Here is a 23088-nt window from a genome sequence, read left to right as displayed (position 1 = left end):
GGATCAGTCAGTTACTTCTCGACGCTGACGCCCCAGAGGCGCGCAAAGCCGTTCCAGGTGCTGTAGCCCTGCACGTAGCCGGCGTTCACCGAAACGGTCAGGTTGTTGGCCAGCATCACGAAGGGCATCTGTTCGAGGTAAAGCTCATGCAGCTCGTCGAAGAGCGCCTGGCGCGCCTCACCGTCGGGGGTCTGGAGCGTCTCGTCCACCAGCTCGATGGCGCGGGGGTCGTCCCAGATGGCACTGCCGCGGTCCTCCTTGCTGTCGACGACGGCGCTGTAGGCCAGAACCGGGTCGGCGCGGTTGGAGTAGTTGAAGGCCGACATCTGGAAGCTGCCGGAGCGGAAGCGATCCAGCTGGGTGGCCCATTCCAGAACCTCGATCCGGGCGTTGATGCCGGCCATCTGCAGCATCGCCTGGGCCAGCACCGCAACATTTTCGTTGATCGGGTTGCGGCGGTTGGTCTGGATCACCAGCTCCTGCCCGTCATAGCCCGCGGCCTCCAGCAGCGCGGGCACCTCGCCCGGGGCATAGTCCACGCCCCGGTCGTGCACCGCGCTGTGGTAGAGAGAGCTGATCGGCACCAGCGAGGCATTGGGCGTGCCCAGTCCGTTGGTCGCCACATCCACCAGCTGCGGGATGTCCAGCGCCCTGGCCACCGCCTGGCGCAACTCGGTCGAAGACAGCACCGGGTCCTCGGTCTGCATCAGCAGGGTGATCATGCCGCCGTGGGGGGCGGATTTCACCACGAAACCGTCTTCTTCCTGCAGTTCGGCCGCCTCGGCGGTCGACAGGTAGGGCACCACGTCCAGGTCGCCGCCGCGCAGGGCGGCGACGGCGGTGGCACGGTCCGGTGTCACCACCAGGTTGACGGTCTCGACCATGGCTTCCTTGTGCCCGGCGAGGCCGTCGGCCTCCCCATCAAGAGGCTGGTAGTCCGCGAATTTCTCCAGCGTGACATTCTGGCCGCGCCGCCAGTCGGCGAAGACGAAGGGCCCGGTGCCTATCGGATGATCCCAGTCGCCCTCGGCGGTGAAACTGTCGGGGTGAGTCACCGCCATGCCGCCGCATTGCGACTGTGCCGCATACTTCAGGAACATCGCGTCCGGCTCTGCCAGGGTGATCACCACCGTCTTCGCGTCCGGTGCCTCGATCGAGGTGACGGCCGCGCCCCGGCTGCCGTCGAAGAAGCCCGTGCAGTTGAAGTCGGGGGCCGCGAGCATGGCTTCCCAGCTCTGCTTCACCAGATCGGCGGTGACCGGCGCGCCGTTGTGGAAGATGCGGCCCTCGCGCAGGGCGAAGCTGTAGACCGTGCCATCGTCGGACACGGTCCAGCTCTCGGCCAACATCGGCACGATGTCGCCCCGCTCACCGATGGCGAACAGCCCCTCGGCCACGTTCAGCGCCACCATGTCTGACAGCGCGTCTCGGTTCACGCCGGGACGGGAACTGCGGATGTCCGAGGAGAGCTGGACGTTCAGGGTCTGCGCTGCGGCCCCGCCTGCGGCCAGAGCTGCCATGAGGCCAAGGGCCGAAGCGCCGATGCGGTTTCCAAGTCTCATTCTGTCACTCCCTGTCAGGATGTCTCTGCATTGTTTTTTATTGCCACATAATACAATATGGGAATCGACCTCGGGTCAAACGAAAAGTTTTCACCGCTTTTCAGGGCCTTGGCCAAAGGGGGCCGCCGGTCCCCCGGTCGCGGTGACCCCGGGGCATAGCAGGAAACAGGGGCGAAGGCCCCACTCAGAGACAAGGATTCCCATGAAGATCGCGATGCTTCAGATGAACTCGCGGGACGACAAGCTGCGCAATCTCGACACCATCGAGGCGCTGTTCCGCACCCATATCACCCCGGGCGAGGTCGACCTGGTGGTGGCGCCCGAATACGCCACCTTCCTCGGCGGCAGCAGGGAGGCCCAGTGGGCCGCAGCCGAGATCCTGCCCGACGGCGAGGCCTACCGCGCCATGCAGTCGCTGGCGCGCAGCTACCGCACCACCTTCCACGCCGGCTCCTTGCTGGAGGCCGCAGGCGGGCGCTACTACAACACCAGCGTCACCTTCGGCCCCGACGGCACCGAGATCGCGCGCTATCGCAAGATCCACCTCTTCGACGTCGAAACGCCCTCGGGCCATGTCTTCCGCGAATCCGACGTGATTGACCGGGGTGACACCGTCACCGGCTACAGCGTGGCGGGCCGCCGCGCGGGCTGTGCCATCTGCTATGATCTGCGTTTCGCCGAGCTGTTCCTGGCCCACATGCGCGACGGCTGTGACCTGATCGTCCTGCCCGCAGCCTTCAACATGGAAACCGGCAAGGACCACTGGGAATGCATGCTGCGCACTCGCGCGATCGAGACGCAGTCCTACGTGCTTGCCCCGGCCCAGGTCGGTGCTCACGCGGAACCGGCGGGCGAGCGCGCCTGCTATGGCAACTCCATGGTGATCGACCCCTGGGGCGCCGTCATCGCCCGGGCCTCGGCCCAGACCGGCGTCACCTTTGCCGAACTGGACTTCGACTATCTCGACCGGGTGCGCACCACCCTGCCCTCCAACACCCACCACGTGATGGCATGATGATGAATTCCTTCGCTTTCTGGATGAGCACACCAAACCTGGACCTGCTGGAAATAGCCGCCGATGCCGGCTTCCGCAGGGTGGTTCTGGACATCGAACACAATGGCTACGACGCCGACCGGCGCGAGGCGCTGGTGGTCGCGGCGCGCGGCCTGGGCCTTGCGGTCTGCGCCAAGATCGAAGCGCCAGAGCCGGTCTGGGTGCAGCGCGCCGTAGACCTGGGCGTCGACGCGGTGATCCTGCCCCACGTAGGTCGTCTGGCCGAGGCGGAGGCCGCCCTGGCCGCCTGCAAGTTCCCGCCCCTTGGGACCCGCAGCTACGCCGCCGGTCGGTCCGCGCGCTTCAAGGCGCCAGACGACGACTACTTCGCCCGCCAGAACCGCGAGGTTCTCTGTCTGCCGATGATCGAGACGGCCGAGGCCTTCGACGACGCCGAAGCGCTGCTGGCCAGCCCGCTGGTCGACGGGATCTTCGTCGGCCCCTTCGACCTGGCGCTGACCCGGGGCCGCACAACTTATGGCTTCGTCGATGGGGACCGGGCCGACATCGCCCGGCTCGCCGCGCTGGCACAGGCCGCGGGCAAGCCCTGGTGGATGCCGACCTGGCGGCCCGAGGAACAGGCCTTCGTCCGCGACCACGGTGCGGCCGTGCGTGTCGTCGCCGCTGAGCACCAGCTATTGTCGCTGGGGCTCAAGCAGGTGCTGGACACCCTCGTATACTGACAAAGACGGCGGCGCAGGCTAGCTTTCGGCCTGCCCGCTACCAACCTCACAAGTGGGCTTTTTGCTCCAATTCGGTGTTTGATCCTACGGTTTGATGGTGTGATCCACTCGCAGGGATGGAAGGAAGCACTTTGGGACAAGTTCGTCACGGCTGCGCCACGCACTGTCACCCGGCAGGCGATTTGCAAGGCAAATCTGCCGAGAGGGCACGCACGCCGTCAGAGCAGCAATACAGCGATCGCAAGCTTCGACCGCGGCGCTGAGCCGGGAACTCGGGATCAATCCGAAGACAGCTTCGGCGTCTTTCTGCCCCTCGCAGGCATCTCGACCGTCGAACAGAGCAAGGAAAGCGCCTTTGACATCAAGGCGGAGGGTCGCCTGAACCGCCACTATGTCGCGCTGCTGAAGGACAACCCTGCTGGATGTCACTGAGAACTGACCGCAGGCTGCATATGGGCAGACGTCAGGTACAAAAGAAGGTTGAGGCCATCCGGGAAGCCATCGGCGTCCTGTCCTGAACAAGCCGTTTCGTGCCGCATGGGCGGCGGTACACCGCCGCGACACAGCTGGCCGACGCGGGCGTCGATATGCGCGACATCCAGGCCGTGACCGGCCACAAGACGCTCTCGATGGCTAAGAAACATACCGCCCAGGCGAACCAGAAAGCAGTTGCCTGAAGGGCGCAGACGGCACGCGAACAGAGCGAAAACGAAACAGGACAGTGCTAGCAAAGTGCCAAACTCGGCCGCCCGATCGGTGCGCAGCGTTTCCAGCCCAGAAAATTTTCCTTTGAGATCAAAATGGTGCGGGTGGAGGGACTTGAACCCCCACGCCTTGCGGCGCCAGAACCTAAATCTGGTGCGTCTACCAATTTCGCCACACCCGCACGTGAAGCGCTGTCTAGCAAAGCCTCAGGCCCGGTGCGAGAGGAAAAATCAGCTCAGAAACCACAGGACATTTACCCGGCGTTGTCATATGCTGTGTCAAAAATCGAGGCAGACAGATACAGGACGACGCCAATGGAACCGAAAACGGTCCGGCGTGACGACGGGGCTCTTCCCGCGCGCCATATCGAGTCCGATCAGGCTTTGAACGCGCTTGTCGCCGGCACCGTGGTGCTGACGCTCGAGGGCGCCTTGCCGGTCGAATTCATCAATCCCGGGGATCGCGTGATCACCCGCGACAGCGGCATGGCCGTGGTCAGGCAGGTGCGGCGCCGATTGCGCAGAATGCGGGCGGTCAGCATCCGCGCCGGTTCGCTGGGAAATGCCCGGCCAGATCAGGACATCACGCTTTCCGCCAGCCAGGAAATCCTGGTCCGCGACTGGCGGGCACCGATGCTGTTCGGGGCCTCGCAGGCGCTGATCCCGGTGGAGCGGCTCGTCGACGGCGAGTTCATTCGCCTTCTCGGGGTGATCGAGGTCGAGACCGTGGAACTGGTCTTCGACGCGGCCCATATCCTCTATGCCGACGGGCTGGAACTGGCCTCTGCCGCCGCTGTTCCGGCCTGACAGGCCGCCCGGCCCTTCGCCCGACACCCATCGCGCCATGGCAGGGCCGGTGAAACAAGGATGCCGGGCCCGATGTTGTCAGCCCGGCACGTCACAGACTGAGGGAGCGGAAGACCGCCGGGATCTGTTCCGGCAGGTCCTCGGCAATCAGCCCGGGGCCAAAGCTGCGCGCCGCTTCGACATGCACCCAGGCGGCGGCCCCTGCCGCCTGCGTCGCGCTTAGCCCACGCGCCAGAAGACCGCAGATCATGCCCGCCAGCACATCTCCCGCGCCGGCGGTGGCCAGCCAGGGCGCCGCGCGGTCCGATCCCGCATCGCTGAGCCAGAGAGGCCCCTCCGGCGCGGCGATCACCGTCTCGGCGCCCTTGAACAACACCGCGCAGCCCGCGCGGCGCGCCGCCGCCCGGCAAGCCGCGATCTTCGTGACCCCACCCGCCTGCAAATCCCTTGAGATATCCGGGAAAAGCCGGGCAAACTCGCCCCCGTGCGGGGTCAGGACACAGTCCGCGTGCAGCATCTCGAACAACGCGTCGGGGCTGCGCTGGAACCGCGACAGGGCGTCGGCATCCAGCACCGTGGCCCGCCGCGCCGAAAGCGCGATCTTCACCAGTTCGCCGGTCGAGCCGCCCGTGCCCAGCCCCGGCCCGAGACAGAGCGCGTTCAGGCGCTTGTCCTCCAGCACCTCGGCCAGACCGGCGGCGCCATCCAGCCCGCGCAGCATGATGGCGTTCAGCTGCATGGCGTTCTCCGCCACCGCCCGCAGCGGGCAGCCCAGCGTCACCAGCCCGGCACCGATCCGCAACGCCGCCCGGGCCGCCAGCCGCGCCGCGCCACCCGCACCCGGGGGGCCCGCCAGCACCAGCGCATGGCCATGGTCGTATTTGTGCTGATCGGCCCGCTTCGACAGGTCCGGCAGCGTTTCGCGGGTAAGGGATCTGACGTCCATGCGCGCTCCGTGTCTCTGGCGCCCGTTAGAGCCCAATATCCTTGACGATCAGTTTCCCGCAGGCGGCAGGACCATGGCCCGCCAGGTGTCCGGCCTTCGGACGATGGAAGGTCACCGTCATATTGGCCAGGATGCAGGAATCGAGCGGGTTCTCCTGCCCGCATCCCGGGTATTCTCCGGTGTCGGCATCCATGCCGCTTGGCACGTCGATGGACACCACACCGGGAAAGCGGCTGTCGCGCGGCGAGGCCGCAGCCCACAGGTTGAGTGCCCTCTGCGTCCGGCCCAGGCTTTGGAAAGGGCGGGTCAGCCCGATCCCGAAGATCGCGTCGACGGCCACATCCACGCCCGGATTGTCCCCGGCGTAGCCCTCCATGCGCGCATCCGTCAGGCCGGACACGGGGCCCATCCGGCGCCAGCGGTCGCAATTGACCTTGGCATCCGGCGGCAGCCGATCCGCGTCCCCCAGAAGCAGCACCTCGACCTGCCAGCCAAGGCCCGCCAGCAGCCGGGCGACCACGAAACCGTCACCGCCGTTGTTGCCCGGTCCGCACAGTACCAGCGCGCGGCGCCCGTCGGGCCAGTGCTCCAGAATCGCCTCGACGACCCCCTGCCCGGCCCGCTCCATCAGCTCCAGTCCGGTCACCCGCCCGCTTTCCATCGCGGCATGTTCCACCGCCCGCATCCCGGCTGCCGTCAGAACCTCGGTCATCGGTTCGCCCCGTCGATTCAATTTTGCCCGCATTTTGGGCGATCTGCCTATTGTTTAGTCGCGCCGGATTTTTCACTCTCGGCTGGGCGGCAGGTTACACCCTATCGGATTGTGGTGGCGATGGGGAAATGGTCTGCCAGAGACAACTTAGAGACACCGAGGAGGGGCCATTCATGAAGAAGGTCGAAGCAATCATCAAGCCGTTCAAGCTGGATGAGGTCAAAGAGGCGCTGCAAGAGGCCGGCATCCAGGGCCTGTCGGTGGTCGAGGTGAAAGGCTTCGGCCGTCAGAAGGGCCATACCGAGCTGTATCGCGGCGCCGAATACGTGGTGGATTTCCTGCCGAAGGTGAAGATCGAGATCGTGCTGGACGACGATCAGGTCGATAGCGCCATCGAGGCGATCATTGCCGCTGCCAAGACCGACAAGATCGGCGACGGCAAGATCTTCGTGAGCGGAGTCGAGCAGGCCATCCGCATCCGCACCGGCGAGACCGGCTCGGACGCCCTGTAACCCCCCAAAAACACCCGCGAAACCACGGTTTCCTGCGAAAACACCAATTTTCTGACAAAAGAGGACGAAGGAATGAGCAAAGACGCTGTTCTGGCCATGATCAAGGACGAGGACATCGCCTATGTCGATATCCGCTTTACCGACCCGCGCGGTGCGCTTCAGCACGTGACGATGGTTGCGGATCTGGTCGACGAGGATTTCCTCGAGGAAGGCCTGATGTTCGACGGCTCGTCGATCGCCGGCTGGAAGTCGATCGAAGCCTCGGACATGAAACTGATGCCCGACACCGACTCGGCCTACATCGACCCCTTCTATGCCGAAAAGACCCTGTGCCTACACTGCTCGGTCGTCGAACCGGACACCGGCGAAGCCTATGAGCGCGACCCGCGCGGCACTGCCGAGAAGGCAGAAGCCTACCTGAAGGCCTCGGGCATCGGTGACGCCTCTTACTTCGGCCCCGAAGCGGAATTCTTCATCTTCGACGACGTCAAGTATTCGGTCGCGCCGAACAAGGTCTCCTTCGAGGTCGATGCCGACCACGCGGCATGGAACACCGACGCCGATTTCGAAATGGGCAACCTCGGCCACCGTCCGACCTTCAAGGGCGGTTACTTCCCGGTGAACCCGCGTGACGACGGTCAGGACATCCGCTCCGAGATGCTGTCGACGATGAAGCGCATCGGCATGAAGGTCGACAAGCACCACCACGAAGTGGCGACCTCGCAGCACGAGCTGGGCCTGATCTTCGGTTCGCTGACCAAGCAGGCGGACGAGCTGCAGAAGTTCAAGTACATCATCCACAACGTCGCGCATGCCTATGGCCGCTCGGCCACCTTCATGCCGAAGCCGATCAAGGGCGACAACGGCTCGGGGATGCACGTGAATATGTCGATCTGGAAGGACGGCAAGCCGCTCTTCGCGGGCGACAAATACGCCGACCTCAGCCAGGAAGCGCTGTACTTCATCGGCGGCATCCTGACCCACGCCAAGGCGCTGAACGCCTTCACCAACCCGTCCACCAACAGCTACAAGCGCCTGATCCCCGGCTTCGAAGCCCCGGTCCTGCGCGCCTACTCGGCCCGCAACCGGTCGGGCTGCGTGCGTATTCCGTGGACGGAAAGCCCCAAGGCCAAGCGCGTCGAGGCCCGCTTCCCCGATCCGGCGGCGAACCCCTACCTGTGCTTCTCGGCGCTTCTGATGGCCGGCCTGGACGGCATCAAGAACAAGATCGACCCGGGCGAGGCGATGGACAAGAACCTCTACGACCTGCCGCCGGAAGAGCTGGACGGCATCCCGACGGTCTGCGGTTCGCTGCGCGAAGCCGTCGACGCGCTCAAGGCCGACCACGAGTTCCTGCTGGCCGGGGACGTCTTCACCAAAAGCCAGATCGAAGGCTATCTCGATCTCAAGATGGAAGAGGTCGTCGCCTACGAGCACACGCCGCACCCGGTGGAATACAGCCTGTACTACAGCTGCTGATCCACAGGCCCGGCAAGAAAACGGAAAAGGGCGTCCCGCGCGGGCGCCCTTTTTGCGTCCCGACACCCCGGTCCGATGCCGAAAGGTCGGCGCGGGGGCCTCGGTGGCGCAAGGCGGCCCCGCCGCCTGCCGATCCGCTAAAAGGCACACGGCGGCCCCGCCCCACCCATCCCGCGGCACAGTCCATCGGCAGGGTGACGCCGGGGCCACCGGCGCCGCGCAACATTGCTATTGGACGTTGCGATTTGGCCCGCTACCCTTTGAGCAACAAGTCAATCCGGAGTTACCGATGCGTCGTATTCTATCCGCCGTCTGCCTGTCCCTGGTCACCGCCGCCCCTGCCTGGGCCGCGAGTTGCATCACCAGCCAAGGCGCCTTCAACGGCTACAAACAGGCCTTCGGCCAGCAAGCCGCCGCCAGCGGCGTCGGCCAGCGCGGCCTTCAGGCGCTGGCGGGCACGCAGCTGTCCGGCATCACCTGGCGCTTCGAGTCCCAGCCCTCCAGCCAGACCGGCGTGTCCTACGGCGACCCGGCGCAGTTCCTTGCCAAACGCACCGGCGGCTCTGCCCAGTCCTTCGTGAACACCGCCCGCTCGCGGATGGAGCGCAACGCCGGGCTCTTCAACTCGATCGAACAGCGCTATGGCGTCCCGGGCAGCATCCTTGCGGTGATCTGGGGGCTCGAAACCTCCTGGGGCGGCTATACCGGCAAGACCAATATCGTGTCGGGCGCGGTCACGCTGGCCTCTTACTGCCGCCGCCATCCCCGGTTCGAACCGCATGCGGTCGCTGCCCTGCAACTGGTGGATCGGGGCGTGATCAACGCCGGCACCCAGGGCGGCCCCTCCGGGGAGCTGGGCCACATGCAGTTCCTCGCCGGAAACTGGATGCGCTACGGCGTCGACGCCAATGGCGACGGCCGCGCCGATCCCTACAATGCCACCGACGCGCTGGCCTCTGCCGCCAACATGCTGCGCCAGCACGGCTGGCAGGCCGGGCAGCCCTTCGGCCCCGGCACGCGCAACTTCAAGGTTCTGTCCGCCTGGAACGACAGCGGCAACTACCAGCGCGCCATCGCCTATGCGGCGGAGCAGATGGGCCGCTGAGCCCATATCGCCATCCGGTATCCCAAGCGGCGCGCCCTCCCCGGCGCGCCGTTTCACGTTTGGTTAACCAATGCGGTCGAACCGGATGACGATTACACGCAAAATTGCGCGATTTTGCCCCGAAGAAACCAAGTTCGGCGGGCATACCCTCGGCAAAGCGGCGCGTTCCGCCGCGAGGAGGTCGCATGATCACAATCGAGCATCCCTATGCCGGGCTCATTCTGCCAGACGCTTCGGACCTTGATCCGGCCCCCTACCTGAAGGCCGCGACCATCAGCCTTGCCCGTCAGGAGCCCGGGTGCCGCCCCCGGATCGATTCTGGCAAAAGTGCGGTCATCGGCCGGGATTTCGGCATCGTCGTCACCCCGCAGGAAGACAGCGACTACGGCCCCCGCGTGCTGATAGAGGTCATCGCGGCGGATGGCGGCCCGCCCGAGGACGAAATGGCGGCGCGCATCCTCTCCGATACGGTGCTGCTGGCGCTGAAGACCTCCGAGGCGGATATCCTCGAATGGTACGCGCCCGACGTCCTGATCGACCGCGAGGATTTCATCCGCCTGCAAAGCTACGTCTCGCCGCGCCGCGCCCCGTCCGCACCGGACCCCGCAGAGGACGCGGAGCTGCCCGACAGCCTGCGCGCCATGCTGGCCCCCGACCCGGCACCGGCGGAGGATCAGGACCGCCCCGCCACAACCGACCGGCTGGCGCAATACCGCATCCGGGTGGAGCAGACAGGTCCACAGGATCGCCGTATCACGTCGGCGCGCTGGCTGAAGACCGGTGCGATGGGCCTGCTTTCGGCGCCGCTGGTGCCCGTTCGCTTCGTCGTCGGCCTGTATCGCGGCATGGATATCCGCCTTGTCTCGCGGGCGCTTGCGGTGACGATGCTCTTCGTGGCGCTGTACAACACCGACCGCCTGCAAACGGTTCTGTACCAGCTCGCGCACTGACGAGGGCGCCTCGCGCCGAGACCAGAGGGGAGATGTCACTGGGGACGGCCCTGCGCATATCGGCAAGCCTGAGGTCACCCGGCACGCCCCGGTGCTCCGGGCTATCCCGGATGCCGCGCCCGACCCCGGCCAGAAGGCCAGTCGCGGTCAGGGCTGTAACGTTCTTCAACAGCCGGTCCATCTGCCTCACCATCGCGTGACGCCCTGCTTCGCACGCTTGTGACATGCCGCCAGCAAAGACAGTGTGAAGGCCCGCATCCGAAGGACCCCGCCATGCCCACCGAACGTGTCACCTTCACCGGACATTCCGGCGACCGCCTTGCCGCCCGGCTCGACCTGCCCGAGGGGCCGCATCTGGCCACGGCGCTGTTCGCCCATTGCTTCACCTGCGGCAAGGATATCGCGGCGGCGCGGCGCATCTCGGCCCGGTTGGCGGCCATGGGCTTTGCGGTGCTGCGCTTCGACTTCACCGGGCTGGGCCATTCGGGGGGCGAATTCGCCAATACCACCTTCCGCTCGAACGTCGCGGATCTGGGTGCGGCGGCGGAATACCTGACGGCCCGCGACATGCCGCCGGGGCTGCTGATCGGGCATTCGCTGGGCGGCGCGGCCATGCTGCGGGCGGCGCGCCACATCGCCTCGGCCAGGGCGGTGGTCACCATCGGCGCGCCCTTCGACCCCGACCATGCCACCCGAAACTTTTCCGAGGCGCTGGAGACGATCGAGCGCGACGGCGCCGCAGAGGTCGATCTGGGCGGGCGCCCGGTCACCATCGGGCGGGATTTCGTCCGGGATGTGCAGGGGCAGGCCCTTGCCGAGGACATCGCTCACCTGAAACGCGCCCTGCTGATCCTGCACGCGCCGCGCGACAGCGTTGTGGACATCTCGAACGCAACCCGGATCTTCACCACCGCCCGCCACCCGAAAAGCTTCGTCACGCTTGGCGATGCCGATCACCTCGTCAGCGCTGCCGAGGACGCCGAATATGCCGCCGGGGTGATCGCCGCATGGTCCGGGCGCTATCTGGACCTACGCCGCCCCGCCCCGCCCGTGGGCGCCCCCGAGGGCGTGACCCGGGTGACAGAGGCCGACCCGGGCGGCTTTTTGCAGGACGTGCAGAACGGGCCGCATCACCACATGGTCGCCGATGAGCCCGAAGCCTACGGCGGCACGGATCGCGGGCCTTCACCCTACGGCTTCCTTTCGGCGGGTCTGGGGGCCTGCACCTCGATGACGATCCGGATGTATGCCCGCCGCAAGGGCTGGCCGCTGGAGGGCGTCAGCGTCGATGTCCGCCACGACAAGGTGCATGCGCAGGATGCGGGCACCGCGCAGGACACGCGCATCGACCGGTTCACCCGGCGGATCACGCTGGAGGGGCCGCTGACGGACGACCAGCGCGCGCGCCTGCTGGAGATCGCCGACCGCTGCCCCGTGCACCGGACGCTGGAGGCGGGCGCACATATCACCACAGAGCTGGCCTGAACCGCCGAGCGGCGCAGCCGGCCCGCGCAACTGGTTCAGAACGACTGGCCCGAACAGCCAACCTGAACGAAAAACGGCGCCGCAGCTTTCGCCCGGCGCCGTCCGTAACGGGTATCGGTAGCGTCAGCCGCGCGCGCGGCCGATCAGCTTCCACGCGGCGGGCAGGATCAGCGCCGCCAGCGCCAGCTTGACGAAGTCACCCAGCAGGAAGGGCGTCAGGCCCCATGCCAGGATCGGCTTGTCAAAGCCGTAAAGCATGCCCAGCCAGATCAGGCCCGGGATGTAGAGTACCACGTTGCCCAGCAGCATCGCGCCCGCCATCTTGGGGGCCGACCGGTCCCAGCCCCGGCGCGCCAGCACGCCCATCAGGCCCACGGCGATGACGTAGCCCAGCAGGTAGCCGCCGGTGCCGCCCATCATGTACTCGATGCCGTTCAGGTCGGCGGTCGAGCTTTGGAAGATGTCAAAGCCCAGCATGCCGAGGATCATGTAGCCCATGATCGTCGCCAGCCCGAGACGCGCGCCATAGGCGGCGCCGACGGTCAGCACGGCGAAGGTGCCCATGCCCATCGCGACCGGCGAGCCGGGGACCGGCACCTTGATCTTGGCCATCACGGCCAGGAAGGCGATGCCCGCCACGAAAAGCGCAACCTGCTTCACGCGCAGCGCGGTTCCCTCATTGGCGCCGAAGGCCTCGGCCAGCACGTTGCGGTTCATTGTCAGGTTCATGGGAGCCCCCGTCCTCTGTTCAAGCGTTTCAGTGTTTGTGCCCGACTTGCTGCATTGCCGCAAGCGGCTTGCCCGGCAATTGCGCAAATCCTGCAAAGCGTACAGTTTGCAAAGTCGGCCCCGGGCGGGCGCCGGGGCGGGTGTCCCGCGCCCTGCCCGCGCGCCCCCTGCGGGACGGGCGCAAAGAAAAACGGCCCGCCCACTGGGGGCGGACCGCTCGGGTCTTTCAGGGGGGCGGCGGTCTTGCCCCGCCCCGCAGGCCTCAGCCCAGCTTGGTCAGCAGGTCGCCGATCGACTGCTTGGCATCGCCGTAGTACATCCGCGTGTTGTCCTTGAAGAACAGCGGGTTCTCGATGCCCGAGTAGCCGGTGCCCTGCCCACGCTTGGACACGAAGACGGTCTTGGCCTTCCAGACCTCCAGCACCGGCATGCCGGCGATGGGGCTGTTGGGATCGTCCTGCGCGGCGGGGTTCACGATGTCGTTCGAGCCGATGACGATGACGACGTCCGTCTCCGGGAAGTCCTCGTTGATCTCGTCCATCTCCAGCACGATGTCGTAGGGCACCTTGGCCTCGGCCAGCAGCACGTTCATGTGCCCCGGCAGACGGCCCGCGACCGGGTGAATGGCAAAACGCACCTCTTTGCCCTGCCCGCGCAGCTTGCGCGTCAGTTCGGCGACGTTCTGCTGTGCCTGTGCCACCGCCATGCCGTAGCCCGGAACGATGATGACGCTGTCCGCCTCTTCCAGCGCCTGCGCCACGCCGTCGACGTCGATGGCGACCTGTTCGCCCTCGATCTCCGCCGCCGGACCCGCCGCGCCGCCGAAGCCGCCGAGGATCACGCTGACAAACGACCGGTTCATCGCCTTGCACATGATGTAGGACAGGATCGCACCCGAAGAGCCGACCAGCGCGCCGACCACGATCAGAAGGTCGTTGCCCAGGCTGAAGCCGATGGCCGCCGCCGCCCAGCCGGAATAGCTGTTCAGCATCGAGACCACGACCGGCATGTCGGCGCCGCCGATGCCCATGATCAGGTGGTAGCCGATAAACAGCGCCGCCAGCGTCATGAGGAACAGCGGGAAGAAGCCGCCGCTGCCCATGTACCAGAACAGGCACAGAACCGAGAGACCCGCCGCGCCCGCGTTCAGCAGATGGCCGCCCGGCAGTTTCGTGGCCGCCGAGGTCACCTTGCCCGCCAGCTTGCCGAAGGCAATGACCGAGCCGGTGAAGGTGATGGCGCCGATGAAGATGCCCAGGAACAGCTCGACCCGCAGGATGTTGACCTCGACCGAGTCCTTCTTGGCGATCAGCGCCGCGAAGCCTTCAAGCGACTTGCGCGCGGTTTCGTCCATGGCCAGCACGCGGCCCAGTTCGAAATGCGCGTTGAAGCCCACGAAGACCGCCGCGAGGCCGACAAGCGAGTGCATGGCCGCCACAAGCTGCGGCATCTCGGTCATCTGGACACGCTTGGCGACGACGAAGCCGATGGCCCCGCCCGCCGCGATCAGGATCAGCGAGAGCAGCCAGAAGCCAGAGCCCGGGCCGATCAGCGTGGCAAAGACCGCAAGGCCCATGCCGACGATGCCGTACCAGACGGCCCGCTTGGCGCTTTCCTGCCCCGAAAGGCCACCCAGCGACAGGATGAAGAGGACGGCTGCGACCACGTAGGCCGCTGTCGTGAAACCGAAATCCATGTGTCTGTCCCCTCCCTTACGACTTCTGGAACATGGCGAGCATGCGCCGTGTCACGAGGAAGCCGCCGAAGATGTTGATCCCGGCCATGAAGACCGACAGGGCCGCCAGCAGGATCACGAGGAAGCTCCCCGAACCGATCTGCATGAGCGCGCCAAGGATGATGATCGACGAGATGGCATTGGTGACGGCCATCAGCGGCGTGTGAAGCGAGTGCGAGACGTTCCAGATCACCTGGAAGCCCACGAAGACCGACAGCACGAAGACGATGAAGTGCTGCATGAAGCTGGCAGGCGCCACAAGGCCCACAAGCAGCAGCAGGCCACCGCCCACCGCCAGCAGGGTCACCTGCTGCCTGGTCTGCGCCTTGAAGGCGGCAACCTCGTTGGCGCGCTTTTCCTCGGGCGTCAGCTCCTTGGCCTTTTCCTTCGGCTTCTGGGCCGCGATGGCCTTCACCTTGGGCGGCGGGGGCGGCCAGGTGATCTCTCCCTTGTGGGTCACGGTCGCGCCGCGGATCACGTCGTCGTCCATGTTGTGGTTGACCTGGCCGTCCTTGTCGGGCGTCAGATCGGTCATCATGTGACGGATGTTGGTCGCGTAAAGCGTCGAGGACTGCGTCGCCATGCGGCTCGGGAAGTCGGTGTAGCCGATGATGGTCACGCCGTTCTCGGTCACGACCTTCTCGTCCTTGACGGTGCCCTCGACGTTGCCGCCGCGTTCTGCCGCGAGGTCGACGATGACCGATCCCGGCTTCATCGCCTTGACCATGTCCTCGAGCCACAGCTTGGGCGCGTCGCGGTTGGGGATCAGCGCGGTGGTGATGACCACGTCGATCTCGGGGGCGAGTTCACGGAACTTGGCCAGCTGCGCTTCGCGGAATTCAGGCGAGGACACAGAGGCATAGCCACCGGTGGCGGCGCCGTCGGTCTGCTCTTCCTCGAAGTCGAGGTAGACGAATTCGGCGCCCATCGACTCGACCTGTTCGGCCACTTCGGGGCGCACGTCGAAGGCGTAGGTGATCGCGCCGAGGCTGGTCGAGGTGCCGATGGCGGCAAGGCCCGCCACACCGGCGCCGACCACCAGAACCTTGGCCGGGGGCACCTTGCCCGCCGCCGTGATCTGGCCGGTGAAGAAGCGGCCGAAGTTGTTGCCCGCCTCGATCACCGCGCGGTAGCCCGCGATATTGGCCATGGACGACAGCGCGTCCATCTTCTGCGCGCGGCTGATGCGCGGCACCATTTCCATCGCGATGACCGACGCGCCCGAGGCCTTGGCCTTTTCCAGACCCGCCTCGTTGCCGCCGGGATTGAAGAAGGTGATCAGCGTCTTGTCCGCGCTCAGGCGGCCCAGTTCCTCATCCGTGGGAATGCGCACCTTGGCGATGATGTCGGACTTTGCCCACAGGGTGTCGGCATCGGCGACGACCTCTACCCCGGCTGCCGCGTAATCTGCATCTGAGAAGCCGGCCTTCGTGCCAGCCCCGGCCTGAATCAGACAGTCGTGGCCCAGCTTCTGCAATTGCCGGGCCGAGTCGGGCGTCATCGCCACCCGGTTCTCACCGGCCTCGACCTCTGTTGGTGTCCCGATTCTCACGTGTTTCATCCCCCTCGTTCAGGAATTCCTGCGTCTCGCGCTTTCTGCATCGCAGCACGCACATAGGATGTACAATCCCCCAAGGGGGTGCACAACCGTCGCGCCGCTCTAGACCATACCGCGACGGAAAGTTAAAGCCATCGTCGCGTTTGTTGCGCATACCGTGTGTACTGGGCAACAAACTTTCGCCGTAGCCGCGCCTCTTCCTGCGCGATAAATCGACGCTCCACCACCCAGACGAAGATCGGGATCAGGGGCAGCGCCAGCACCGCGTCCCAGTACAGCACCATCCCCGCAAGGATCATCGAATCGCCAAGGTAGATCGGGTTCCGCGTGCGGCTGAAGATGCCCGTTGTGACCAGCCGGTCGGCCTCTCGGTGCGGGATGACCGTGGTGCGCTGGCGGCGCATCTCGGTCACCGCAAGCGCCACCAGAAGCAGCCCGCCCCCGACCAGAAGCCCGCCCAGCAGGTCCGCCCAGACCGGGCCGAAGGAGCCGACGGGCAGGACGGTCTTCTGGACCCAGGCCAGCGACAGGAAAGCCGCCAGCCAGACCGGCGGCATGTCGAGCCATTTCATCAGCATTCTCCCCGCATTGCGGCGCAAGGGTGACCTGCGGCGGCGCCGCGCGCAACGGCTGCCGATGTCGCACGGGGCGGCCCGGGGCCGCCGCCCCTCTGCCTCTGCGCGCCCCGACCACAAGGCCAACGGCCCCTTGGACGCCCGGCACCTGTCGGTCTATGGTCGCCCGCACCCCCGCCGCCCCATGGCGCGGCGCAAACAGGATACAGGCCCCATGACCGACTTCACCACCACACGCAGGCTTTTCGACATCCCGCAGGGGCTGGTCTATCTCGACGGCAACTCGCTGGGGCCCCTGCCCCGCGCCGTGCCCGAGCGCGTTGCCCGGACGGTGACAGAGCAGTGGGGTCCGCATCTGATCGGCGGCTGGAACGCCTGCGGCTGGATGGACCAGCCGCGCGCGCTGGGGGACCGGATCGGGCGGCTGATCGGCGCCCGGCCGGGGCATACGGTGATCGGCGACACCCTGTCCATCAAGGTGTTTCAGGCGCTGGCGGCCGCCGTGGCCCTGAACCCCGGGCGAAAGGTGATCCTGTCGGACACCGGCAATTTCCCGACCGACCTCTACATGGCCGAAGGGCTGATCAAGCTGCTTGGGCCGGACTATCGCCTGCAACTGGCGGACCCCGAGGCGCTTGAGGATGCGATCACCGAAGAGACCGCGGTCGTTCTGGTGACCGAGGTCGACTACCGCACCGGGCGGCGCCACGACATGGCGCGGCTGACCGCCACCGCCCATGCCCGGGGCGCCCTTGCGATCTGGGATCTCGCGCATTCCGCCGGTGCCTTCCCGGTCGACGTGACCGGCGGGAACGCCGATTTCGCGGTGGGCTGCACCTACAAGTACCTCAACGCCGGTCCCGGCGCGCCCGCCTTCATCTCTGTCGCGGCCCGTCACGCGGACCACGTTGAACCGGCCCTGGCCGGGTGGCTGGGTCACGATGCGCCCTTCGCCTTCGAGCAGGGCTATCGCCCCGGCGAGGGCGTGGCGCGGATGCGGGTCGGTACGCCGCCGGTCCTGCAGATGGCCGCGCTCGACGCCGCGCTCGATGTCTGGGAGGGGGTGGACATGACGGCGCTGCGGACCCGGTCGCTGGCGCTGGCCGACCGCTTCATCGCGGCGGTCGAGGCCGCCTGCCCCGCGCTGACGCTGGCCACCCCGCGGGCGCATGACCAGCGCGGCTCGCAGGTGTCGTTCCGCCACCCCGAGGGCTATGCCATCATGCAGGCGCTGATCGCGCGCGGCGTCGTCGGCGACTTCCGCGCGCCCGACATCCTGCGCTTCGGCGTGACCCCGCTGTACATCGGCGAGGCCGAGATCGACCGCGCCGCCGAGGTGCTGGCAGAGGTGATGGACGGTGCGCTGTGGGACCAGCCCGAGTACCGGGCGCGCAAGGCGGTGACCTGAGCCTGCCACGGCGCCTGCGGGCGGGCCGTCTGCGCGCCGGTCGGCTTGCCGCCCGGCGCGCCTGCCGCCCACCCCGGCCGGTGGCGCCACCGCCCCCCGCCATCGCCGCCGGTCAGGTCCGCAGACGGCCCGCCCCGAAGGCGCTGAGCGCCAGCAGGACGGCGGCGGTGGCAAGGCAGGCCGGCAGGCCGCCGATCTGGTAGCTGAGCCCCGACAGCAGCGTGCCCAGCAGGCGCCCCGCCGCATTGGCCATGTAGTAGAAGCCCACGTCCATCGTCACCCGCTCACCCTTGGAAAAGGCAAGGATCAGGTAGCTGTGCAGCGCCGAGTTCACCGCGAAGAGCGCGCCGAAGAGCAGCAGCCCGGCGATGATCGTCGCGGTCAGCCAGGGCGCCGGATCTCCGGCCAGTGCGACCAGCGCGGCCAGCAGCACCGGCACGACCATCAGCGACAGCGCCCAGCCGCGCGCGGCGGCGGCGATCTCGGCCTCGGGGCGGCTTGCCGCCCCCAGCGCCCTGGGCGCCCAGGCCTGCACGGCGCCGTAGAGGATCGTCCAGACCGCCATGAAGCTGCCGATGGTGAAGAAGGCGGCACGGTTGCCCGCCTCCGACCCGTCGGAGAGGACGGCGTAGAAATAGACCGGGATGCCCACCACGAACCAGACATCCCGGGCGCCGAACAGGAAGACCCGCGCGAAGGACAGCCAGTTGACGTTGCGGTCGGTGGAAAAGACCGAGGCGAACTTGACCCCCTTGCTGCCGCCCGGCAGCCCCGGGGGCATGCGCAGCGCCACTGCCGCCAGCACAACAGCCAGCACGGCGGCCATGCCGAGGATCGCGGGCACGAAACCCGCCAGGGCCAGCAGCGCGGCGCCCAGCAGGAAGCCGCAGCCCTTTACCGCGTTCTTCGAGCCGGTCAGCGCCGCCACCCAGCGGAACAGCCCGCCCTGCCCCCTGGGCGCCAGCAGCTTCACCGCCGACTTGGCGGACATCTTCGACAGGTCCTTGGCCACCCCCGACAGGCCCTGCACCACCATGACATAGACGACAGAGGCCCCGAGCGCCCAGCCGGGATCAAGCTGCGCCAGGGCCAGCAGCGCCACGATCTGCAGGGACAGCCCGGCGTAAAGCGTCGCGGTCAGGCCGAAGCGCGCCGCGATCCAGCCCGCCGAAAGGTTCGTCACGATGCCCGCCAGTTCATACAGCAGGAAGAGATAGGCCAGCTGCACCGCCGAGAAACCCAGCGTGTGGAAGTGCAAAAGCACCAGCATGCGCAGCGCCCCGTCGGTCAGCATGAAGGCCCAATAGGCGGCGGTCACGGCGATATAGGCCGACAGGCCTTCGGGGCGGTGGGCGGTGCGGGTCTGGGTCATCTGTCCTGTCATCCTGATGGGCGGCACCCTGGCGCGCCCGGCCTGGCATCCTGCCCCGCCCGCCGCGCGCCCGGGGCAGTCCTGTCGCGACGTCTTTCACGTCAGGGGGCGACACGGCGCCTTCTGTTCGCCCCCGGTTCCGGCGGTCTTGCCGCTGTGGTCCCCGGGGCGCACCCCGGGAGCCGCGCCTAAAGCGAGGCGCCGACCATCCGCGCCACCTCCGCCAGCCGGTGCGCATAGCCCCATTCGTTGTCGTACCATGCGTAGATCTTCACCTGCGTGCCGTTGATCACCATGGTCGAGGGCGCATCGACGATCGACGAGCGCGGGTCGTTGACATAGTCGGTCGAGACCAGCGGGCGCTCTTCATAGCCAAGGATGCCCTTCAGCGGCCCTTCGGCGGCTGCCTTGAACAGCGCATTGACCTCCTCGACGCTAGTCTCCCGCTCGACCTCGAAGACGCAGTCGGTCAGCGAGGCATTCAGCAGCGGCACCCGCACCGCATGGCCGTTCAGGCGGCCCGTCAGCTCGGGATAGATCAGCGTGATCGCCGTGGCCGATCCGGTCGAGGTCGGGATCAGCGAGTTCAGCGCCGATCGCGCGCGGCGCAGGTCCTTTGCCGGGCGGTCGACGATGGTCTGCGTATTGGTCACGTCGTGGATCGTCGTCATCGAGCCATGGCGGATGCCCAGCCCCTCGTGGATGACCTTCACCACCGGGGCAAGGCAGTTGGTCGTGCAGGAGGCCGCCGTCACGATGCGGTGGCGCGCCGGATCGTAGCTGTCGTCGTTGACGCCCATGACCACATTCGCCGCGTCGCCGTCCTTGACCGGGGCCGAGACCACGACCTTTTTCACCCCACGCTCGAAATAGGGGGCGATCCGGGCCTCTGTCTTGTAGTAGCCGGTGCAGTCGATCACCACGTCGACGCCCTCCAGCGGCAGGGCGTCCAGCGTCCTGCTCTGGTGGACCGGCAGGCGGGTGCCGTCGATGGTGATGCTGTCCGCGTCATGCGAAAACTCCGCATTCCAGCGCCCGTGCACCGTGTCGAACTCCAGCAGATGCGCGTGCATCGCCGCGTCGCCGACCGCATCGTTGATCCAGGCGATGGTCTCGCCTGCCTCCAGCAGCGGTTTCAGGGCCAGCTTGCCCATGCGGCCAAGGCCGTTGAGTGCGTAGACTGTCATGCGGATGCGTCCTCGATCCTTCCAATGTCGTCGACCCGCGCCTGCAAAGAAACGCGGTCCAGCGTATCCACCGGCAGCGCGGCAAAGCTCGCGATCCGGTTCTTCAGCGCGCCATAGACCTGCTGGAAGGCCAGCATGCGCTCGGCTTCGGTGCCCTCTGCCTTGACCGGGTCGGGCTGGCCCCAGTGTCCGGTCACCGGCTGGCCCGGCCAGGGCGGGCATTCCTCGTTCGCGGCGCGGTCGCAGACGGTGAAGACGAAGTCGAACTGCGGTGCGCCCTCGCCATGAAACTCCGAGATATGCTTGGCGCGTAACACCGTTGTGTCATGCCCCTTGTCCGCCAGCAGTTTCAGGGCAAAGGGGTTAAGCGCGCTCTGCGGGCGGGTTCCGGCAGAGAAAACCTCGAACCGGTCGCCCGCGATGTCGCGCAGCAGGGTCTCGGCAAAGATCGAACGGGCGGAGTTGCCGGTACAGACAAACAGCACGGTCCGCTTGCGAGGGGATGCGGCAGGCATGGCAGGATCCTTTTCCAGGGTGGCAAAACAGATGTCGGCCCGGCCGCGGCAGCAATCCGCGGCAAGGTAGGTCATGAGGCCGCCCGCCCCCGCCACATCGGCAGAGTAGAGAAGCGAGGTGCCCTGCCGGTCCTGCCGGATCAGCCCGGCCTGCCGAAGCTGCGCCAGCGTGGCCGACAGGGAGGAGGCCGGCATTTCAAGCGCCTGCGCCAGATCGCCCGCCGGCACCGCGTCGGGATAGCGGCGCATCAGCAGGCGAAAGACCGCAAGGCGGCGGGGATGGGCCAGCGCGGTCAGCTGCGCGACCGCTTGGGATGATGCTACAGATTCCATATTTCCCGAATATTGGAAATATTAACCCGTGCCAAGCGATTCCTGCCGCCGCCATGTCTTCTTTCGCCCCGGCGCGGCTTGCCCCTGGAACCGCCAGACCGGGCAGCGCGTTGAAAGGCGCATCCCACCCGAGAACATCCATGCAAGTCTTCCACTGCCCCGCCTGCGGCGCGACCGTCTTCTTCCACAACACGGCCTGCACCTGCGGCCAGCCGCTGACCTTCGACCCGGACAGCCAGACCATGCAGCAGGATCTGCCCTTCTGCGCCAACCGCGACGATATCGGCTGCAACTGGACGGCCGAGGGCGGCACGCTCTGCCGGTCCTGCGCGATGACCGAAACGGTGCCCGACCTGCGCAAACCCGAGAACATGCCGCTGTGGGAGCGGAGCGAGCACGCCAAGCGCTGGGTGCTTGCCAACCTGATGCGCTGGGGCTGGTTCACGCCCGGCGATCCCGGCGCCCGCCCGGCCTTCCGGATGCTCTCCGAGCAGACCGCCAGCGGCACGACCGACGTGATCATGGGCCATGCGGGCGGCACGATCACCCTCAACGTGACAGAGGCCTCGGACATGGTGCTGGCCCAGCGACAGGCGCAGTTCGGCGAGCTTTACCGCACCATGATCGGCCACATCCGGCACGAGATGGCGCATTTCCTCTTTCTCCGGCTGTCCGGCGACCCGGCCTTCCTCGGGGCCTTCCGCAAGAGCTTTGGCGACGAGCGCGCCGATTACGGCGACGCCCTGACAACCCATTACAAGACCCCCGAACCGCCCGGCGAAACCCATATCACGGCCTATGCCACCGCCCACCCGCACGAGGACTGGGCCGAGACCATCGCCCACCTGCTGCACCTGACGGACCTTCTGGACAGCACCGCCGCCTCCGGCCTGTCGCTGCCCGATGGCCCGCCCGCCGACTACGATGCCTATGAGGACGCCGATACCCAGCGGCTGCTGACCCTGGCCGTGGACATCAGCATCGCGATGAACCACGTGAACCGCGCACTGGACCTGCCGGACCTCTACCCCTTCGTGCTGACGCCCGCGGTCCGCGAAAAGCTGGCCTTCGCCCACACGGCCCTGCGGATCGGCAGCTGACCGCGCGAAAGCCCGTCACAGCCGGTCCCCGGGACCACCCGCTGTCGCGCCAGCGCCGCGACGCCGGGATTCGGCGCCCGCCGTGCAACGTGAGGATGTTAGCGGTACAACCCTTTGGGGCGCATCCTTTTGTCACACCCCCGGTTTTTCAGGCTTTGCCAAAACGCCTCTTTTTCGGGCGAGTTTGCAAAGTTTGCCAGCGTCGGGCCGCGGCTTTGAAAACAGGCCTCTCCCTCGACATCCGGCAAAAACCTTTACAGATTGGCACGGTGTTCTGAAAATTATTTACACTGAAATCCTTTGTTTACAGAAGAATAGATCGAGGTTTTCACTTGCGCTAATGCCTCTTCATGTGGTGACGTTGCGGAACGCGCCGCAACTGTCGAAGCGTTAAAGGGGGAGGATCGCCATGAACGAGATGACACCGAATTCCGAAACCGCCAGGACCTACCCGCCCTCGGCCGAGCTGGCCTCGAAGGCGCATGTTGATGCGGCGAAATACGATGCGATGTATGCGGCCTCGGTCGCGGATCCGGCGGCCTTCTGGGGGCAGCAGGCAGAGCGGCTGGACTGGATC

At 66.8% G+C, this 23088-nt stretch carries 23 protein-coding genes and 1 tRNA gene; 13 read left to right on the top strand and 11 right to left on the bottom strand.

What is annotated here, in order from left to right; genetic code table 11:
* Nucleotides 1–11: 11 nt before the first annotated feature.
* On the bottom strand, nucleotides 12–1562 hold the full coding sequence (locus tag ACN5KJ_RS09650) for an ABC transporter substrate-binding protein (RefSeq protein ID WP_418593616.1): 1551 nt from the start codon (nucleotides 1560–1562) through the stop codon (nucleotides 12–14).
* Nucleotides 1563–1764: 202 nt separating this feature from the next.
* On the opposite strand from ACN5KJ_RS09650, the gene ACN5KJ_RS09645 reads away from it, so the two are divergent.
* The 4 genes from ACN5KJ_RS09645 (at nucleotide 1765) to ACN5KJ_RS09630 (ending at nucleotide 3976) form a co-directional block, all read left to right on the top strand.
* Nucleotides 1765–2577 (top strand): carbon-nitrogen hydrolase family protein, encoded by an 813-nt coding sequence (locus ACN5KJ_RS09645; RefSeq protein ID WP_347165257.1) that lies wholly within the window; start codon nucleotides 1765–1767, stop codon nucleotides 2575–2577.
* A gap of 23 nt (nucleotides 2578–2600) precedes the next feature.
* Nucleotides 2601–3299, top strand: coding sequence for an aldolase/citrate lyase family protein (locus ACN5KJ_RS09640; protein ID WP_418593613.1), 699 nt, complete (start codon nucleotides 2601–2603; stop codon nucleotides 3297–3299).
* Nucleotides 3300–3398: 99 nt separating this feature from the next.
* Nucleotides 3399–3731, top strand: coding sequence for a hypothetical protein (locus ACN5KJ_RS09635; RefSeq protein WP_418593934.1), 333 nt, complete (start codon nucleotides 3399–3401; stop codon nucleotides 3729–3731).
* Nucleotides 3732–3829: 98 nt separating this feature from the next.
* Nucleotides 3830–3976: a tyrosine-type recombinase/integrase gene (locus tag ACN5KJ_RS09630; protein ID WP_418593612.1), complete on the top strand. Its 147-nt coding sequence runs from the start codon at nucleotides 3830–3832 to the stop codon at nucleotides 3974–3976.
* Nucleotides 3977–4100: 124 nt separating this feature from the next.
* Here ACN5KJ_RS09630 and ACN5KJ_RS09625 read toward each other — a convergent pair.
* Nucleotides 4101–4185: transfer RNA gene (locus tag ACN5KJ_RS09625), tRNA-Leu, on the bottom strand.
* 133 nt (nucleotides 4186–4318) lie between these two features.
* On the opposite strand from ACN5KJ_RS09625, the gene ACN5KJ_RS09620 reads away from it, so the two are divergent.
* Complete coding sequence (locus tag ACN5KJ_RS09620) at nucleotides 4319–4810, top strand: Hint domain-containing protein (RefSeq protein ID WP_418593610.1); 492 nt, start codon at nucleotides 4319–4321, stop codon at nucleotides 4808–4810.
* A 91-nt stretch (nucleotides 4811–4901) separates the two neighbouring features.
* On the opposite strand, the gene ACN5KJ_RS09615 is transcribed toward ACN5KJ_RS09620, so the two are convergent.
* Nucleotides 4902–5756, bottom strand: a complete 855-nt coding sequence (locus tag ACN5KJ_RS09615; RefSeq protein WP_418593609.1) for an NAD(P)H-hydrate dehydratase — start codon at nucleotides 5754–5756, stop codon at nucleotides 4902–4904.
* A 25-nt stretch (nucleotides 5757–5781) separates the two neighbouring features.
* Complete coding sequence (locus ACN5KJ_RS09610; RefSeq protein ID WP_418593607.1) at nucleotides 5782–6468, bottom strand: NAD(P)H-hydrate epimerase; 687 nt, start codon at nucleotides 6466–6468, stop codon at nucleotides 5782–5784.
* A gap of 173 nt (nucleotides 6469–6641) precedes the next feature.
* Between ACN5KJ_RS09610 and ACN5KJ_RS09605 the strand changes: the two genes are divergently transcribed.
* The 5 genes from ACN5KJ_RS09605 (at nucleotide 6642) to ACN5KJ_RS09585 (ending at nucleotide 11999) form a co-directional block, all read left to right on the top strand.
* Nucleotides 6642–6980, top strand: a complete 339-nt coding sequence (locus tag ACN5KJ_RS09605; RefSeq protein ID WP_206566789.1) for a P-II family nitrogen regulator — start codon at nucleotides 6642–6644, stop codon at nucleotides 6978–6980.
* Nucleotides 6981–7052: 72 nt separating this feature from the next.
* Nucleotides 7053–8459 (top strand): type I glutamate--ammonia ligase, encoded by a 1407-nt coding sequence (glnA, locus tag ACN5KJ_RS09600; protein ID WP_418593605.1) that lies wholly within the window; start codon nucleotides 7053–7055, stop codon nucleotides 8457–8459.
* A 289-nt stretch (nucleotides 8460–8748) separates the two neighbouring features.
* The gene (locus ACN5KJ_RS09595) at nucleotides 8749–9564 is read left to right on the top strand and encodes a lytic murein transglycosylase (protein WP_418593603.1); all 816 of its coding nucleotides are present in this window, start codon (nucleotides 8749–8751) and stop codon (nucleotides 9562–9564) included.
* A gap of 185 nt (nucleotides 9565–9749) precedes the next feature.
* A complete protein-coding gene (locus ACN5KJ_RS09590; RefSeq protein WP_418593601.1) occupies nucleotides 9750–10514 on the top strand; it encodes a hypothetical protein in 765 nt (254 codons plus the stop codon).
* Between the two features lie 273 nt (nucleotides 10515–10787).
* Nucleotides 10788–11999: an alpha/beta fold hydrolase gene (locus ACN5KJ_RS09585; protein WP_418593600.1), complete on the top strand. Its 1212-nt coding sequence runs from the start codon at nucleotides 10788–10790 to the stop codon at nucleotides 11997–11999.
* 123 nt (nucleotides 12000–12122) lie between these two features.
* Here the strand turns inward: ACN5KJ_RS09585 and ACN5KJ_RS09580 are convergent, their stop codons facing one another.
* The 4 genes from ACN5KJ_RS09580 to ACN5KJ_RS09565 all read right to left on the bottom strand — a co-directional run bounded on the left by ACN5KJ_RS09580 (nucleotide 12123) and on the right by ACN5KJ_RS09565 (nucleotide 16593).
* On the bottom strand, nucleotides 12123–12728 hold the full coding sequence (locus ACN5KJ_RS09580; RefSeq protein WP_347165269.1) for a biotin transporter BioY: 606 nt from the start codon (nucleotides 12726–12728) through the stop codon (nucleotides 12123–12125).
* A gap of 262 nt (nucleotides 12729–12990) precedes the next feature.
* Nucleotides 12991–14424, bottom strand: a complete 1434-nt coding sequence (locus ACN5KJ_RS09575) for an NAD(P)(+) transhydrogenase (Re/Si-specific) subunit beta (protein ID WP_347165270.1) — start codon at nucleotides 14422–14424, stop codon at nucleotides 12991–12993.
* 16 nt (nucleotides 14425–14440) lie between these two features.
* Entirely contained in the window at nucleotides 14441–16015 is a 1575-nt protein-coding gene (locus ACN5KJ_RS09570; RefSeq protein ID WP_418593927.1) for a Re/Si-specific NAD(P)(+) transhydrogenase subunit alpha, read from the bottom strand.
* A gap of 131 nt (nucleotides 16016–16146) precedes the next feature.
* The gene (locus tag ACN5KJ_RS09565) at nucleotides 16147–16593 is read right to left on the bottom strand and encodes a methyltransferase family protein (protein WP_418593597.1); all 447 of its coding nucleotides are present in this window, start codon (nucleotides 16591–16593) and stop codon (nucleotides 16147–16149) included.
* A gap of 217 nt (nucleotides 16594–16810) precedes the next feature.
* Here ACN5KJ_RS09565 and kynU point away from each other — a divergent pair, with 217 nt between their 5' ends.
* Nucleotides 16811–18004 carry a kynureninase gene (kynU, locus tag ACN5KJ_RS09560; RefSeq protein ID WP_418593595.1) on the top strand — a complete coding sequence of 398 codons (1194 nt, stop codon included), beginning with the start codon at nucleotides 16811–16813 and terminating at the stop codon, nucleotides 18002–18004.
* A 112-nt stretch (nucleotides 18005–18116) separates the two neighbouring features.
* Here kynU and arsJ read toward each other — a convergent pair whose 3' ends face one another.
* The 3 genes from arsJ to ACN5KJ_RS09545 form a co-directional block, all read right to left on the bottom strand.
* Nucleotides 18117–19376 (bottom strand): organoarsenical effux MFS transporter ArsJ, encoded by a 1260-nt coding sequence (gene arsJ, locus ACN5KJ_RS09555; RefSeq protein WP_418593593.1) that lies wholly within the window; start codon nucleotides 19374–19376, stop codon nucleotides 18117–18119.
* Between the two features lie 188 nt (nucleotides 19377–19564).
* Nucleotides 19565–20563 (bottom strand): ArsJ-associated glyceraldehyde-3-phosphate dehydrogenase, encoded by a 999-nt coding sequence (locus tag ACN5KJ_RS09550; RefSeq protein WP_418593591.1) that lies wholly within the window; start codon nucleotides 20561–20563, stop codon nucleotides 19565–19567.
* Nucleotides 20560–21411 carry a metalloregulator ArsR/SmtB family transcription factor gene (locus ACN5KJ_RS09545; RefSeq protein ID WP_418593589.1) on the bottom strand — a complete coding sequence of 284 codons (852 nt, stop codon included), beginning with the start codon at nucleotides 21409–21411 and terminating at the stop codon, nucleotides 20560–20562. The genes ACN5KJ_RS09550 and ACN5KJ_RS09545 overlap by 4 nt, the downstream gene beginning before the upstream one ends.
* A 140-nt stretch (nucleotides 21412–21551) precedes the next feature.
* Here ACN5KJ_RS09545 and ACN5KJ_RS09540 point away from each other — a divergent pair, with 140 nt between their 5' ends.
* Both ACN5KJ_RS09540 and ACN5KJ_RS09535 read left to right on the top strand, forming a co-directional pair.
* Nucleotides 21552–22511, top strand: a complete 960-nt coding sequence (locus ACN5KJ_RS09540) for a zinc-binding metallopeptidase family protein (protein WP_418593587.1) — start codon at nucleotides 21552–21554, stop codon at nucleotides 22509–22511.
* 409 nt (nucleotides 22512–22920) lie between these two features.
* Nucleotides 22921–23088, top strand: a 168-nt coding sequence (locus ACN5KJ_RS09535) for an acetyl-coenzyme A synthetase N-terminal domain-containing protein (RefSeq protein WP_418593925.1), incomplete at its 3' end; no start/stop codon positions are given.

Source organism: Ponticoccus sp. (in: a-proteobacteria) (assembly GCF_048381735.1).
Note: the sequence above shows the minus strand (reverse complement) of the source record. Positions and strands in the feature narration are given on the sequence as shown.